The 15,286-nt window shown below is 41.6% G+C and carries 11 protein-coding genes and 1 pseudogene; 9 read left to right on the forward strand and 3 right to left on the reverse strand.

The genetic code is table 11. The features are described 5' to 3' along the window. The first annotated feature begins 19 nt into the window (after positions 1 to 19). Both J655_RS17165 and J655_RS17170 read left to right on the forward strand, forming a co-directional pair. Positions 20 to 1,543, forward strand: a complete 1,524-nt coding sequence (locus tag J655_RS17165; protein ID WP_032052694.1) for a flavin-containing monooxygenase — start codon at positions 20 to 22, stop codon at positions 1,541 to 1,543. Positions 1,544 to 1,674: 131 nt separating this feature from the next. After that, positions 1,675 to 2,535 (forward strand): annotated as a pseudogene (locus J655_RS17170) (class I SAM-dependent methyltransferase); the annotation flags it as partial. Positions 2,536 to 2,594: 59 nt separating this feature from the next. On the opposite strand, the gene J655_RS17175 reads toward J655_RS17170, so the two are convergent. Further along, positions 2,595 to 3,515, reverse strand: a complete 921-nt coding sequence (locus tag J655_RS17175) for a LysR family transcriptional regulator (RefSeq protein ID WP_002163157.1) — start codon at positions 3,513 to 3,515, stop codon at positions 2,595 to 2,597. Positions 3,516 to 3,752: 237 nt separating this feature from the next. Here J655_RS17175 and J655_RS17180 point away from each other — a divergent pair, with 237 nt between their 5' ends. Genes J655_RS17180 through ttdB form a run of 3 tightly spaced genes read left to right on the forward strand, consistent with a single transcriptional unit; the run spans position 3,753 to position 6,605 of the window. Then, the gene (locus tag J655_RS17180) at positions 3,753 to 5,051 is read left to right on the forward strand and encodes an MFS transporter (protein WP_002163178.1); all 1,299 of its coding nucleotides are present in this window, start codon (positions 3,753 to 3,755) and stop codon (positions 5,049 to 5,051) included. 49 nt (positions 5,052 to 5,100) lie between these two features. Next, complete coding sequence (gene ttdA, locus J655_RS17185; protein WP_002163154.1) at positions 5,101 to 6,000, forward strand: L(+)-tartrate dehydratase subunit alpha; 900 nt, start codon at positions 5,101 to 5,103, stop codon at positions 5,998 to 6,000. Next, positions 5,997 to 6,605 carry a L(+)-tartrate dehydratase subunit beta gene (ttdB, locus tag J655_RS17190; protein ID WP_000722967.1) on the forward strand — a complete coding sequence of 203 codons (609 nt, stop codon included), beginning with the start codon at positions 5,997 to 5,999 and terminating at the stop codon, positions 6,603 to 6,605. Before ttdA ends, ttdB begins: the two co-directional genes overlap by 4 nt. A 43-nt stretch (positions 6,606 to 6,648) precedes the next feature. Here ttdB and J655_RS17195 read toward each other — a convergent pair whose 3' ends face one another. Next, positions 6,649 to 7,662 (reverse strand): AraC family transcriptional regulator, encoded by a 1,014-nt coding sequence (locus J655_RS17195; RefSeq protein ID WP_032052695.1) that lies wholly within the window; start codon positions 7,660 to 7,662, stop codon positions 6,649 to 6,651. A gap of 135 nt (positions 7,663 to 7,797) precedes the next feature. Here J655_RS17195 and J655_RS17200 point away from each other — a divergent pair, with 135 nt between their 5' ends. From J655_RS17200 to J655_RS17215, 4 genes are all read left to right on the forward strand, one after another. Beyond that, positions 7,798 to 9,285 (forward strand): flavin-containing monooxygenase, encoded by a 1,488-nt coding sequence (locus J655_RS17200; protein WP_032052696.1) that lies wholly within the window; start codon positions 7,798 to 7,800, stop codon positions 9,283 to 9,285. Positions 9,286 to 9,329: 44 nt separating this feature from the next. Beyond that, on the forward strand, positions 9,330 to 10,184 hold the full coding sequence (locus tag J655_RS17205) for an SDR family NAD(P)-dependent oxidoreductase (RefSeq protein WP_032052697.1): 855 nt from the start codon (positions 9,330 to 9,332) through the stop codon (positions 10,182 to 10,184). 70 nt (positions 10,185 to 10,254) lie between these two features. Further along, a complete protein-coding gene (locus J655_RS17210) occupies positions 10,255 to 11,148 on the forward strand; it encodes an alpha/beta hydrolase (RefSeq protein ID WP_032052698.1) in 894 nt (297 codons plus the stop codon). A gap of 27 nt (positions 11,149 to 11,175) precedes the next feature. After that, positions 11,176 to 12,846, forward strand: coding sequence for a GMC family oxidoreductase (locus J655_RS17215; protein WP_032052699.1), 1,671 nt, complete (start codon positions 11,176 to 11,178; stop codon positions 12,844 to 12,846). Between the two features lie 64 nt (positions 12,847 to 12,910). Here the strand turns inward: J655_RS17215 and J655_RS17220 are convergent, their stop codons facing one another. Next, positions 12,911 to 15,109: an OsmC domain/YcaO domain-containing protein gene (locus tag J655_RS17220; protein ID WP_032052700.1), complete on the reverse strand. Its 2,199-nt coding sequence runs from the start codon at positions 15,107 to 15,109 to the stop codon at positions 12,911 to 12,913. Between the last annotated feature and the right edge of the window lie 177 nt (positions 15,110 to 15,286).

Genomic DNA, 15,286 nt, shown 5'->3' on the forward strand with positions numbered 1-15,286 from the left:
ATTTATAGGTAGTACACATATGACTGCTCAAATGAAAACAAATGCATCAGCAAAAAAAGCTGTCAAATCACCAAGCCATATTTTCGATACTTTTATTGTGGGTGCGGGCATTTCAGGGATCGCTGCTGCCATTCGCCTAGATCAAGTTGGTTATACCAATTATAAAATTATTGAAAAAGCTAGTCGTGTTGGTGGAACATGGCGTGAAAACACCTACCCAGGCTGTGGCTGCGATGTACCTTCTGCTCTTTATTCTTACTCATTTGCACCAAGTGCAAAATGGAGCCATTTATTTGCGCGCCAACCAGAAATCTTGAGTTATCTGGAAGATGTAAGTAACGAGTTTAATATTGCATCTAAAATTGAGTTCAACAATGAATTGCTCAATGCTGCGTGGGATGATTCACGTCATGTGTGGGTGCTTGACACCACTACTGGACAATATTTGTCTAAAACCGTTATTTTTGCCACAGGTCCAATTACCGAAGCTCAAATTCCACGTCTTGAAGGCTTAGAAACATTTAAAGGCGAAATGTTCCATTCAGCGAAATGGAATCATGATTATGACCTCACAGGTAAACGCATTGCCGTGATTGGTACTGGTGCATCTGCTATTCAGTTTGTGCCACAAATCCAACCAAAAGCGAAAGAACTGTTTGTGTTCCAACGTACAGCACCTTGGGTACTGCCAAAACCAGATACCGACTTGGGCGAGTTTAGTAAATCAGTCATTGCCAAATATCCAGCTATTCAGGCGAGCTGGCGTCAAAGTGTCGCGTTAACGCTGAATGCAATTAACTTTGGTTTACGTAATCCACTTGCCCTAAAACCAATCAATGTATTGGGTAAGCAATTACTTAAATTGCAAATTAACGACCCAGTTCTACGTAAAAATGTAACGCCAAACTTTGATATCGGCTGTAAACGTATCTTGTTTGCTAACAACTATTACCCTGCTTTACAAGCACCGAATACCACACTTATTCCACATGGTTTAGTGAAAGTAGAAGGCAACACAGTGGTTGCTGCGAATGGTGAACGCCACGAAGTTGATGTGATTATTTGGGGTACAGGCTTTGAAGTATCTCACCCACCAATCGGTAAACGTGTGTTTAATGAAAAAGGACAACGTTTAAATGATTTATGGAAAAATACTTCACCAGAGGCTTACTTAGGGACCAATATTGAAAATGTACCGAATGCATTTTTAGTTTTGGGTCCAAACGTATTAGTCTATGATTCTTTCATTGGTTTGGCAGAAGCACAGCTCGACTATATCGTAGATGGCTTATTGAAAATTAAAAACAAAGGAATTAGCAAGTTAAATGTTAAATCTGATGTGATTAAAAAGCACAATGACTTGGTTCAAAAACACCTGCAAACAACCGTATTTAATAGTGGCGGATGTAAGAGTTATTACCTTGATGCCAACGGTCGTAACTTTGCCGCATGGCCTTGGTCATTGAAAAAACTTAAACAGCGTTTGAAAAAAGTAGATTTGAAAGATTATGAAGTGACGTATCAAACGACGAAAACTTACTAATTTGTAATTTCGATCAAATCCGTTGTAAGAAATAGGCAGTGTATTTTAGGTTTTCATGAAATGCACTGCCTTCTTCGTTGAATATCTTCAAGAAATAAAAAAACAGAAAAAAGAAAAAAGAAGGAAAATAAAGCCGTACTGCTGAAGCCGCTGCTGCATTACGAGCCAATCATTTTCAAAATACACAAAACCCTGTATTTTCAGATCCTTATGCTTTTGATCTGACCAGTAAAGGCTGGAAAAAACTTCTCTCTAGCCCACTTATTGTTAAAGTCATGAATTCTGCTGTTTTAAACCGCACTTTAGGTTTACTCACTGGACAAGTGGTCGGTCGCTCACGTTATGCCGAAGATTTACTTGATCAGGCCGTTCAACAAAATACTCAACAATATGTGTTAGTGGGTGCTGGCCTAGACTCTTTTGCACTACGTGAATCACACCACTACCCTACTTTGAAAATTTTTGAAGTGGATCATCCTGATACTCAAGCGGCCAAACAGACTAAGCTAAAAAAGTTAGGGAATATTCCTGCTACCGTTGAATTTGTTGCGATTAACTTTGAGAAAGAGTCTATTTCAGAAGCATTAAACAGAAGTCTCTACGATTCATCTGCTCCTGCATTTTTTTCATGGTTAGGCACAACTCATTATTTAAATCCGCAAACGACCTTACAAACTTTAAAAAGTATTGCCAACTTTGCTGCAAACGGTAGTGAAGTGGTACTCGACTATTCGACCGATTTTCAGGAATTAAACGGTATTGAGCGACTTGGAAGTATGGGCGTTGCACAATTTACCTATTTGCTGAAAGAGCCTTTATTGGGCCAATTTAAACCAAGAGATTTACATCAGGCCGTGGAGCAGATGGGATTTGAAGTGGTCGAAGATCTTTCCGGTGAAGCCATCACTGAACGATATTTTAATGCACGTATCGATGAAATTCGCCACACCTCAGCAACACGGTTATTGCATTTGCGTTTAAATAGAAAATAATATTGAAAGCCAACTTAGACTTTAAGTTGACTTTTTTATAATCAAGATTAATAGCACCATTACCAGCTTGAACGCGGCTCTGGCCCATCGACATGCTGATTTAAAAATTGGCGTAAATGATCTAAAAAGTGCGCGACTTTAGGTGACAGATTCAGTCTCTCTAAATACACCGCATAGACATCTGCTGGTGGTGTTTCATAGTCCGCTAGCACTTGAACTAATCTACCACTTCTTAAATATTTTGCTACGTCCCACTCTGCTCGCATCAAAATACCATAGCCTTCTAAGGCCCAATTTAATGCAACTGCCCCATCATTGGTACTTAGTTGCCCATGAACTTTAACAGTTTCAACTTGTTTGCCATGACTTAACCGCCAATTCCCATAAGCTGAATCATTTTGCCGAATCACAATACACTGATGCTGTGTTAAATCATGAGGAGTGAGTGGTTGCCCTGCCGTTTTTAAATAGCTAGGTGATGCACATAATAAACGGCGGTTGGCTGCCAATTTTTTTGCAATTAGACGTGAATCAGGTATTTCGCCAAAGCGGATTGAGACATCAATGGCTTCATCTGGCAGATTAATCGGGCGGTCTGTTAAATGCAGTTGGACATCGACATCAGGATAGATTTTGGCAAATGTAGAAATCGCTGGCGCAATATAAGAACGGCCAAAGCCTAAAGGAGCATTCACACGCAATACCCCTTTGGGTGCTGCCCGACTACTTGAAACCAAACGCTCCATTTCATCAATCTCTTTTAAAATACGAACCGCATTTTCAAAGTAGACCTCACCTTCACTGGTTAAACTAATTCGGCGTGTTGTTCTATTTAAAAGCCTTACACCTAAACGCTCTTCAAGTTGATTTAAACGTCTGGAAACCGCAGGTGGAGTCAAGTTTAACTCTCGTGCCGTCGCGACAAGACTTCCTTGTTTAACCAATAAACAAAAGAAAGCTAATTCCGTATCTGCATTCATGATTATTAAGTTTTTTGCAATAGTGATTTAACTTTATATCGATTCATCAGTTTTTTAAAGGGTTTAACATCCATTTCAATGTTTCCCGACATAAGCCATCTCTTATTTAAGAGCATAAAAATGTCCGCAGAAGGAATGCTGTGGATGAACGGGAAAAGCCATCTAGCCGAATCAATAGCGGTAAAGAAAGCGAAAACTACCAATCAGGATTGGTAGTCATGAATATGGAGTCATGACATGGAAATGGATATTGAAAAGCGAACGTTACGTCGAATTACTTGGAGAATCGTACCGTTTATTATGTTGTTATACCTTATAGCCTATATCGACCGCGTCAATATTGGTTTTGCCGCACTCACCATGAAAGAAGACTTAGGCTTTACAGCCTCGGTTCTCGGGTTTGGTGCCGGAATTTTCTTTTTGGGTTATTTCTTATTTGAAGTCCCATCCAACATTATTTTGCATAAAGTCGGTGCCCGCATCTGGATTGCTAGAGTCATGGTGACTTGGGGGTTGATCGCAGCAGGCATGGCATTTGTAGAAAGCTCAACCAGCTTTTACATTATGCGATTTTTACTCGGTGTTGCCGAGGCTGGCTTCTTTCCCGGCATTATTTTGTACTTAACTTACTGGTTTCCTGCTCGCCATCGCGCTGGGGTGATTGCTTTATTCATGGCAGCCGCTCCGATTGCTACCGCGGTGGGTTCACCAATCTCTGCCGCATTACTTGAAATGCATGGAATTTGGGGTCTCGCTGGTTGGCAGTGGATGTTCATTATTGAGGCAATACCAGCAATCATCTTAGGCGTTGTTGTTTTTAAATATATGACGGATCGCCCTGAACAAGCTACTTGGTTAAGACAGGATGAACGTGAATGGCTTGTAAAAACCATGAAGGAAGAGGATGTAGGGAAAAATGCACCACAGCATCACAGCATTCTTCGCGGTCTTGCCAACCCACGAGTACTTGCTCTTGCATTGATTTATTTCGGAACGTCGGCTGGGCTTTATACACTCGGCATCTGGGCGCCACAAATTATTAAACAGCTTGGCGTAACTTCTATGACTGTGGGGCTTTTAAATGCCATTCCACCAATTGTTTCTGTCATTGCCATGGTTTTATGGTCTCGACACTCTGACCGCACCAATGAACGTACATGGCATGTTGCTATTGCATGTTTAACCGCAGCAGTTGGTCTCGCAATTGCAGCAGGCACACACAATGTCATTGGATTAATTGCCGCACTTACCATTGTGAATGTCGGTATTAGTTGTGCCAAGCCACCGCTATGGAGCATGCCAACCATGTTCTTGTCAGGATCAGCCGCAGCAGCAGGCATTGCAACGATTAATTCAATCGGAAATTTAGGTGGGTTTGCAGGCCCTGCCATGATCGGCTGGATTAAAGATCAAACTGGAGATTTCACAGGTGGACTCTATTTTGTTGCCGGTCTACTTATTATCTCGACCTTACTAACACTAGTGCTGAGCTTCTCCCAAAAAGTGAAAGTAAACACTGCTAAAGCCACCCAATAACCCTATTTACATCAATTAAATCTGAACAAGTTTCTTCAAGGAGCACAACATGGACAAAGATATCGCAGTCCAGTCCCTTACGGACACCATGGCCAAATTTACGGCTTATATTGGAAAACGCTTACCCAAAGATGTGAAAAGCAAGTTAATTGAACTTCGTACCTTAGAAACTAATCCATTGGCTAAATCAGTTTATGACTCGATGGAAGAAAATCAGCAAGCTGCAGATAAACTCAACCGCCCAAGCTGCCAAGACACTGGTGTCATTCAATATTTTGTTGAAGCAGGTGCTAACTTCCCTTTGCTTGGTGAACTTCAAGATATTTTGAGCGAAGCTACTGCCGAAGCAACACGCATAGGCCCCTTACGTCACAACGCTGTTGAAACCTTCGATGAAAAAAATACCGGTACAAATACAGGTACCCAAATTCCATGGTTAGATTGGCGTATTGTGCCTGAACTCGACACTTGTACCATTGATGTCTATATGGCTGGTGGCGGATGTACCTTACCAGGGGCAGCAAAAGTTTTAATGCCAGGTCAGGGCTATGAAGGCGTTGCTGAATTTGTGATGGATGTTATTACCGAACGCGGTGTAAATGCCTGCCCACCCTTACTGGTTGGTGTTGGCGTATCGACTTCAGTTGAAACAGCGGCTCGCCTTTCTAAGCTCGCCATTATGCGTCCGGTTGACTCAACAAGTGATAACCCACGCGCTGCCTTGATGGAGCAACTGTTAGAACAAGGTCTTAATGAAATTGGTATTGGTCCTCAGGGACTCACAGGCAATAACAGTGTTATGGGAGTCAATATTGAATCTTCTGCACGCCACCCATCAACAATTGGGGTTGCCGTAAATACAGGTTGCTGGGCACATCGCCGTGGCAAAATTAAGATTAATCCAGATATGTCGTATGAAATCTTGTCTCATGAAGGAGTTGTACTATGAAAAAAATTCTGACAACTCCTATTAAAGATGAAGATCTTTTAGACCTTAAAGTAGGTGATGTGGTTTATTTGACTGGCCGTTTAGTGACTTGTCGCGATGTTGCCCATCGCAGACTGATCGAACAAGGTCGAGAACTACCAGTTAACCTTGAAGGCGGAGCGATTTTTCACGCTGGCCCTATTGTGCGCAAAAAAGGTGAAAACGACTTCGAAATGGTTTCGATTGGTCCAACAACCAGTATGAGAATGGAAAAATTCGAACGGGAATTTATCAAGCAAACTGGCGTAAAGCTTATTGTGGGTAAAGGTGGCATGGGACCAGAAACAGCTGCTGGATGTCAGGAAAATATTGCCGTTCATGCCATTTTCCCAGGTGGGTGCGCAGTTCTCGCAGCAACCTTAGTTGAAGAGATTGAAGGCGCTGAATGGCAAGACCTAGGTATGCCAGAAACCCTTTGGATTAACCGTGTGAGAGAATTTGGTCCTCTCATTATTTCTATCGACACCAAAGGCAACAACCTGATTCAACAAAACAAAGTTGAATTTCAAGCCAAGAAAGCACCGATTTTAGAAAAAATCAGTAAGCAACTAAGCTTTATTAAATAAACTGCTCTTTAATGAAGGGAAAGCAAAAGCACCCTTCATTTTTTTATTTTTGTACTAAACGCATGGCATGAGGTGTTTTCCCATGCCATCTTTTATAAGCATGAATAAAGCTGGCAGGTTCTGCATAACCTAACCACTCGGCTATTTGCTCAACCGAAGCTTTTGGTAATACCAAATATTGCTCAGCTAGAACTTGCCTGACTTCTTCACGTATCTGAATAAAAGTCATCCCCTCTAATGCCAAATGACGGCGTAAGGTTCGTGCATTTAAATGCAGTCGGTCAGCCACGATTTCCATAGAAGGCATTTCCCCTCGCACGTTCATCAATTGCTGTTGCACTAAAGTTGTAAATTTATTTTGTGATTGGCGTTTCTCTAATATTTGTCGGCACTGTTCTTCAGCTGTATGTAAAACCAATTCATTTGCCATAAGCAACTTTTGGTCTACTTTTTGCGGATCAAGAATTACAAAGCTTTTCGCAGCACCAAATTCAGGCATCACGCCAAATAAGTCCTGATAAGGCTCGGCATCGCCTTTGAGTTGGAAAGAAAAAGCCAAATATTGGCAAAAATTATCTTGGACTAGATCGCGTTGTACCGTAATTAAAGCGGCTGCATCACGTTCAATAATAAATTGACGCACTGAAGATGGAATATCTTGCTCATCAATTTCGATGCGAATTCCTTGCGGTGTATCCGACACATCAAAGCGAGTAAAAGCAAAAGTTAAAGTGAAATAGGTTAAAGCCAAATCTAGTGCTTCACGAATGCTCGCACTACTCATCAGGGCCATGCCTAATGGCCCAAATGTGGTGAAATGATAGCGTGTGCCCACTTCTAAGCCTAATGTCGGTCTGCCTCCTAGTTGCTCAACCAAGTTATGAATGAGCTGTAATTCCTGATGGCCTGTCACCACCATATTAGGGTCAAGTAATTGTTGTTGGCTAAGCCCAGTCCCTTTTAAAATCGTCTCATAAGAAATGCCTGATTCCCGTGCGAAATCAGCCATTAGCCGAACGCTATGTACACTGCGTTCAAAAGCCCATGCATACTTCACTGTATTGCTCAGAATGTCCTCGAATCACAATATTTTGTCCTCATCCATCCTCTAAATCAAGTTAATAAACGTCTATTCTGCATACAGGAAATTGCGATTTTTTCGCTCACTGTTTTTAAGGATTTAGAGCAGCCCATGTTTAATTCGACGTCTAATTCAAATAAAAATGTACGTATCGCTATTATAGGTACTGGTTTCGGTGGCTTAGGTTTAGCCATTCGTCTCAAACAAGCAGGTTTTGAACAATTTACGCTCTTTGAAAAAGCTGCCGATGTCGGTGGTGTCTGGCGTGATAACACTTATCCGGGCGCTGCTTGTGATGTGCCTTCTCATCTATATTCTTTTTCTTTTGAGCAAGAGCTAGGCTGGAAAAATCGTTTTGGTACCTCTCAAGAGATTTATCAATATTTACGTCACTGTGCCGATAAATATGACATTCGTCCACATGTTCAATTTAATACCGAAATAGCCAGTGCCGAATTTGATGCACTACAAGGGGTATGGCACATTCAAAGCACAACTGGCGAACAGTTTGAAGCTGAATTTTTAGTCGGTGCGGTGGGTCAGCTTAACCGCCCTGCCTATCCAAAACTTAAAGGTATTGAAAATTTTAAAGGTAAAGCATTCCACTCAGCGCGTTGGGATCATGACTATGATTTAACTGGCAAACGTGTTGCGGTAATCGGTACAGGTGCAAGTGCAATTCAGTTCGTACCTGAAATTGCAAAACAGGTTGCCCATCTCGATGTTTACCAACGCTCTGCACCCTACGTGATTCCTAAACCAGATCGGGTTTACCAACCTTTAGAGAAAAAGGCTTTCCGTAAATTACCAGTTTTGCAAAGTCTAGACCGTGCTTTGCAATATGGACACCATGAAATTCGTTTGCTGGCCTTTACCACTTCTTTAAATGAAATGCCTTTGGTGGAATATTTATTCCAGCGTCACATCCGTAAAGTTGTTAAAGATGGGAAGTTACGCCACCGTCTTATGCCGGATTACCCAATTGGTTGTAAACGTATTTTAATTTCAAATCATTGGTATGAAACACTGACCCAGCCTCATGTCGATGTGATTAATACGGGCATTCAAGAAATTACTGAAAATGGCATTTTAGATACGGAAGGGAATCTGCGTGAAGTCGATACCATTATTTATGGTACGGGCTTTGCCGCAACAGAATTTATGGCGCCCATGCAGATTACAGGTCTTGATGGTCGCACCTTAAAAGATACATGGAAAGATGGTGCAGAAGCTTATCTCGGTTTAACTGTGAGCGGCTTTCCAAACTTCTTTATGCTCTATGGTCCAAACACCAATCTTGGGCACAACTCAATTGTCTATATGATTGAAAGCCAAGTGAATTATATTTTAGATGCCATTCAAACAACCCTACAAAACAAACTTCTGTTCACCAATGTTCGTGCAGAAGTTCAACATGAGTTTAATCAAAGCATTCAAGAAAAAATGAAAAAAACTGTATGGGCTCAAGGTTGTACCAGTTGGTATCAGACTACTGATGGCAAAAATACCAATAACTGGCCAGGTTTTACTCTTGAATATCGACAACGTACTCGTCGCTTCGATATTGAAAACTACACACAGGTTTCGGCTATTTCTTAAACAAGCTTCACCATAGGAAATGAGAAAAATAAACGGAGAATTTTATGAAGTCTTTTAAAAATAAAGTCGCAGCTGTGACAGGTGCTGGCTCTGGTATTGGACAAGCACTTGCCATTGCACTCGCAAAACAAGGTTGCCATCTGGCACTTTCTGACATTAGTGAAGCTGGGTTAGCCAAAACAGTCGAGCTGTTAACGCCTTATTCAATCAAAGTCACCACTCAAAAAGTTGATGTAGCTAAGCGTGATGAGGTTGCAACTTGGGCAAAGGCAGTAGTAGTTGAACATGGCCAAGTTAACCTGATTTTTAATAATGCTGGTGTCGCAATTGGCAGTACGGCTGAAGGTGTGAGCTATGAAGACCTTGAATGGCTGATTGGTATTAATTTTTGGGGCGTGGTTTATGGCACCAAAGAATTTTTACCATACTTAAAGCAAAGTGGTGATGGGCATATTATTAATATTTCTAGTATGTTTGGCTTAACAGCTCAACCAACCCAAAGTGCTTATAACGCCAGTAAATTTGCCGTTCGTGGTTTTACTGAATCATTGCGCCAAGAACTCGATCTACAAAATGCTGGAGTGAGTGCGACCTGTGTGCATCCGGGTGGTATTCGTACCAATATTGCCAAAGCTGCCCGTATGAATAATAGTGTCCAGTCTTTAGGCATGGACCCTCTAAAAAGTCAGGATGCTTTCGATAAATTACTTCGCACCCCTGCTGACGATGCCGCTCAACAAATTTTAGAAGCTGTTCGTAAAGACCGTCGCCGCTTACTGATCGGAGCCGATGCTAAAGCCGTTGATGTGATCCAGCGTATTCTTCCACAGGGTTACCAAAAGATTTTTGCAACTGCGACTGCCTTGCAAACTCGCCTACTCAACAAATCAGCAAAATAAAAACAGTGGTCAGCATACTCTTTATTTTAAGAGATGCTGACTGTCATTAGGCTTAGTATGAGTCCTTATTATGAAGCAGCTTCTTGCATGGACTATTCGTACCACGCTACGTCCAGCTTTATCCCCTAAAACCCCACTAAAGCTACAACGTTTTTGTAGTGATACAGCCAGTGCAATTGTGCTTGGGCCACGTGGCTATAAAACAAAAAAGCAAACAATTGCTCGAGTACCGACAGTTCATATTCAGCCCAAAACGTCTCAATCAGGCCTCGGCATCTTATATTTACATGGCGGTGGCTATGTGGTTGGTAGCTCAAAAAGTCACACTAAGCTTGCTGCTCAAATCGGACATGCAGCTCAAGCACAAGTCTGGTTACCTGAATATCGCCTAGCCCCAGAGCACACAAACCCTGCTGCTATTGAAGATGTCATTGCAGTCTACAAAGCTTTACTTGCTCAAGGACAAGACCCGAAAAAACTCGTAATCGCTGGCGATTCTGCTGGCGGTGGACTGAGTTTAAGTACCGTAATTGCTTTACGAGATGCGGGTTTACCTTTACCAGCGGCATTAGTTTTACTTTCACCTTGGGTTGACTTAAGCCTCTCTGGAAGCACGATGAAAACTCATGCAACTCAAGATGCGATGCTGTCAGAGGACTGGTTAGCTTGGTGTGCAAAAAACTATTGCGGACAAAAATCGGCAAACGATCCAACCTGTTCCCCACTCTATGCCGACTTAACGGGATTACCATCTGTTTTAATTCATGTCGGTACCGAAGAAGTTTTATTAGACGATGCAAAACGTCTCGCTGAACAAACCGAAAAATATGGTATTCCGACGAACTTAAGGGTTTATGACCGAGTCGGACATGTTTTTCAATTCCACGCAGATATACTAAACGAATCTAATGACTCGATTGAGCGCATTGGGCAATTCATTGATAAACATACACAGTCAATATAAAAATATCGCCAGAGAGGAGTCCTCGGCATGACAACAAACAATTATGACTATGATTACCTCATTATTGGTTCAGGCTTTGGTGGTAGTGTTTCTGCTTGCCGTCTAACCGAAAAAGGCTACTCTGTTGCTGTAATGGAAATGGGGCGACGCTGGGAAGCTAAAGATTTTGCTAAAAATAACTGGAATACCCGTCGCTGGATTTGGCGCCCAGGCATGAAACTTTTCGGTTATTTCAACATGCGTTTTTTTCGCCATGTCACCATTATTTGCGGTAATGCTGTAGGCGGCGGCTCAATCACCTATGCCAATACCTTACTGGTTCCACCTGAACATATTTGGGATGAAGGTACATGGGCAGATGCGGCGGACTGGAAAAATGAAATGCCACAGCACTATGCTGAAGCCGAACGTATGCTTGGGGTGACGGATAATAAAATTTTCGGTCCTGCCGACCACATGCTCAAAAAAATGGGCGATGCAGTTGGTGTTGGGCATACGTTTAAACCGACTCGTGTTGCAACATTTTTTCCACCCGAAGGTGAACAAGGTGGAAAGACCTACCCTGACCCGTACTTTAACGGCGAAGGTCCAGACCGCGGAACCTGTACCGCATGTGGCGGCTGTATGACAGGTTGCAAACACAACGCAAAAAATACATTAGATAAAAACTATTTGTATTTTGCCGAAAAAAATGGTGCCAAGGTTTACGAAGAAACCAAAGTTGTTGATGTTAAACCACTCAATGGCAAAGCCGATGGCAGCGATGGCTATGAAGTTACGACTGAATGTTCGAGTTCATGGTTTAACAAACAACGTCGTACATGGCGTGTTCGTAACGTGATTTTCTCGGCATCTTCTTTGGGAACCCAAGAAATGTTGTTCCGTTTAAAACAATCAGGTTCTCTGCCAAATATCTCTGATGATTTGGGTAATCGCGTTCGTACTAATGCCGAGTCGATTTTAGGCGTTCGCTTTTTTGGTAAAGATGTCGACATGAGTAAAGGTGTTGCCATTGGTTCAAGTATTTACCTTGACCATGACACTCACATTGAAGCGACTCGTTACCAAACTGGTTCAGATGCCATGGGCCTCATGTGTACTTACATGGCTAAAGGTAAACCAGGTTGGACACGTATTTTCTTTTGGTTATGGGCCTTAATCTGCCATCCATTTATTTTCCTTCGCATGAGTAATCCTGTCAGTTTTGCACGTCAGACTTTAATTTTCTTGGTGATGCAAACCGCAGATGCCTCAATCAACATGCGCTTGAAACGTAATTGGTTCTGGCCTTTTGGCAAGGTGTTATCGAGCGAAGGTAAAAAGCTACCTGTGTATATTCCGCAGGCCAATGCATTTACCGAAAAAGTCGCAAAAATGTTTAATGGTCACCCAATGACGACCATTACCGAAATTTTGTTTAATGTACCTTTTACAGCCCACTGTATGGGTGGTTGCGCAATTGCTTCAAGCCCAGAGCGCGGCGTGGTAGATGGACAAAACCGCGTGTTTAACTATAAAAACTTATATGTTGTAGATGGTTCAATGTTAGGTGCCAATTTAGGCGTTAACCCAAGTCTCACCATTACAGCTCTTGCAGAACGTGCCATGTCGTATATTCCGGCTAAACATACTTTGGATGAGCAACAAGGTTATAGAGCAGATGCAGAAACCATAGAGATCACCAAAGCTTCTGCTTAAACTGCGAGTTGTTTTATAAAAAAAGCCTATTTAAAAATAGGCTTTTTTTATTTTGCTTTTTAAATTACATCGCTACGGCTTTAGCACGAGCTGCATGCAACTTTTTATAGCTCTCGATCAGACGTAAATGGCGATCAAGTCCTTCTAGTTTCATGCTTGTTGGCGTTAAACCATAGAAACGAACGCTACCCTCTACAGAACCTAATACCGCGTCCACTCGTGTGTCACCAAACATACGGCGGAAATTCGTAAGGTAGTCTTCAAGCTCTAGTTCTTCATCTAACATCACTTCAAGCACCACGTTCATGCACTGATAGAACAAGCCACGCTCAACGGTGTTGGTGTTGTATTGCAAGTAAGTTTCTACAAGCTCTTTTGCTTCTTCAAACTGTTGTAAAGCCACATAAATTAGCAATTTCAGTTCTAAAATGGTGAGCTGTCCCCAAACTGTATTGTCATCAAATTCAATGCCAATCAGCGTGGTGATTTCTGTGTAATCGTCTAACTCGCATTCTTCTAAACGCTCAACTAATGCCTCAAGCTGTTCATCATCCAAACGATGTAGATTTAGAATATCTTCACGGAATGAAAGTGCTTTATTGGTATTATCCCAAATCAAATCTTCAACAAGATAAATTTCTGAATAATCTGGTACTAAAATACGGCAAGCGGTCGCACCTAAATGCTCATAGACTGCCATATATACTTCTTTGCCCATCTCTTCGAGAATACCGAACAATGTTGCAGCTTCTTCTGCATTCGACTCTTCGCCTTCACCAGAAAAATCCCATTCCACAAAGTCATAGTCAGATTTAGAGCTAAAGAAACGCCAAGATACCAAACCGCTTGAGTCAATAAAGTGCTCAACAAAGTTGTTCGGCTCAGTAACCGCATTACTTTGGAAAGTTGGTTGAGGTAAATCATTTAGGCCTTCAAAACTACGGCCTTGAAGTAATTCAGTCAGACTACGTTCTAACGCAACTTCAAAACTTGGATGCGCACCGAAAGATGCAAACACCCCACCCGTACGCGGGTTCATCAAAGTCACACACATTACAGGGAACTGACCGCCTAACGATGCATCTTTAACTAATACTGGGAAACCTTGCTCTTCTAGACCTTTAATACCAGCAACAATACTTGGGTATTTTGCTAATACGTCTTCAGGAACATCTGGAAGTGCAATTTCACCTTCTAAAATTTCACGTTTTACAGCACGCTCAAAAATTTCTGACAAGCATTGAACTTGGGCTTCTGCCAAAGTATTACCCGCACTCATACCATTACTTAAGTACAAGTTTTCAATTAAATTTGATGGGAAATAGACAACTTCACCGTCAGACTGGCGCACAAAAGGTAGCGAGCAAATGCCACGCTCTACGTTGCCTGAGTTGGTGTCATATAAATGTGTACCAAGTAACTCATCATCTGGGTTATAAATCTCAAGACAATATTCATCTAAGATTTCTTTAGGTAATTCACCATTTGGGCCCGGTTTAAACCATTTTTCATCTGGATAATGCACAAATTCAGCATTGGCAATATCTTCACCCCAGAACTGGTCGTTATAGAAGAAGTTACAGTTTAAACGCTCAATAAACTCGCCTAATGCAGACGCTAAAGCACTTTCTTTAGTTGCACCTTTACCATTGGTAAAACACATCGGAGACTGAGCATCACGAATATGTAACGACCATACATTTGGAACAATATTACGCCAAGATGCAATTTCGATTTTCATACCCAAATTTGCCAAAATAGCTGACATATTAGCAATCGTTTCTTCTAACGGTAAGTCTTTACCTTGAATATAGGTATGACTTTCTGAAGTTAAGCTTGGCAATAACAATGCTTGCGCATCTGCGTCGATGCTTTCAACTTCTTCAATAATAAATTCGGGACCCGTTTGAATCACTTTTTTAACAGTACAACGGTCAATCGAACGTAAAATCCCTTGGCGATCTTTCTCTGAAATATCGGCTGGGAATTCAATTTGAATTTTAAAGGTTTGTTTGTAGCGGTTTTCAGGGTCAACAATATTATTTTGCGATAAACGAATATTATCGGTTGGGATATCTCTAGCTGCACAATACACTTTTACAAAGTACGCAGCGCACAATGCTGACGACGCTAAAAAATAGTCAAATGGGCCCGGTGCCGAACCGTCACCCTTGTAGCGAATTGGTTGATCGGCAATTACCGTAAAGTCATCGAACTTAGCTTCCTGTCGAAGATTGTCGAGATAATTAACCTTGATTTCCATGCTGGCACCTAAATATTTTTATGTGTCAGCACAGACACATAAAATTCTAAATATTGAAAAATAAGCCGAATCACAGCGAAGAAATTGACTTAAAAAAATGAGAGATTAAAGCCATGTGTTTAATGAGAGACTCAATTGGCTTTAATAAGATTGGCGGTATTATAGAGGGATTTTGTG

This window comes from Acinetobacter sp. 1294243 (genome assembly GCF_000588015.1).
GTDB lineage: Bacteria > Pseudomonadota > Gammaproteobacteria > Pseudomonadales > Moraxellaceae > Acinetobacter > Acinetobacter pittii.

Coding starts and splice junctions, on each gene's coding strand:
- J655_RS17215 (WP_032052699.1), top strand. CDS start 11,176: ATGACAACAAACAATTATGACTATGATTACCTCATTATTGGTTCAGGC.
- J655_RS17220 (WP_032052700.1), bottom strand. CDS start 15,109: ATGGAAATCAAGGTTAATTATCTCGACAATCTTCGACAGGAAGCTAAG.
- J655_RS17200 (WP_032052696.1), top strand. CDS start 7,798: ATGTTTAATTCGACGTCTAATTCAAATAAAAATGTACGTATCGCTATT.
- ttdA (WP_002163154.1), top strand. CDS start 5,101: ATGGACAAAGATATCGCAGTCCAGTCCCTTACGGACACCATGGCCAAA.
- J655_RS17210 (WP_032052698.1), top strand. CDS start 10,255: ATGAAGCAGCTTCTTGCATGGACTATTCGTACCACGCTACGTCCAGCT.
- ttdB (WP_000722967.1), top strand. CDS start 5,997: ATGAAAAAAATTCTGACAACTCCTATTAAAGATGAAGATCTTTTAGAC.
- J655_RS17205 (WP_032052697.1), top strand. CDS start 9,330: ATGAAGTCTTTTAAAAATAAAGTCGCAGCTGTGACAGGTGCTGGCTCT.
- J655_RS17175 (WP_002163157.1), bottom strand. CDS start 3,515: ATGAATGCAGATACGGAATTAGCTTTCTTTTGTTTATTGGTTAAACAA.
- J655_RS17180 (WP_002163178.1), top strand. CDS start 3,753: ATGGAAATGGATATTGAAAAGCGAACGTTACGTCGAATTACTTGGAGA.
- J655_RS17165 (WP_032052694.1), top strand. CDS start 20: ATGACTGCTCAAATGAAAACAAATGCATCAGCAAAAAAAGCTGTCAAA.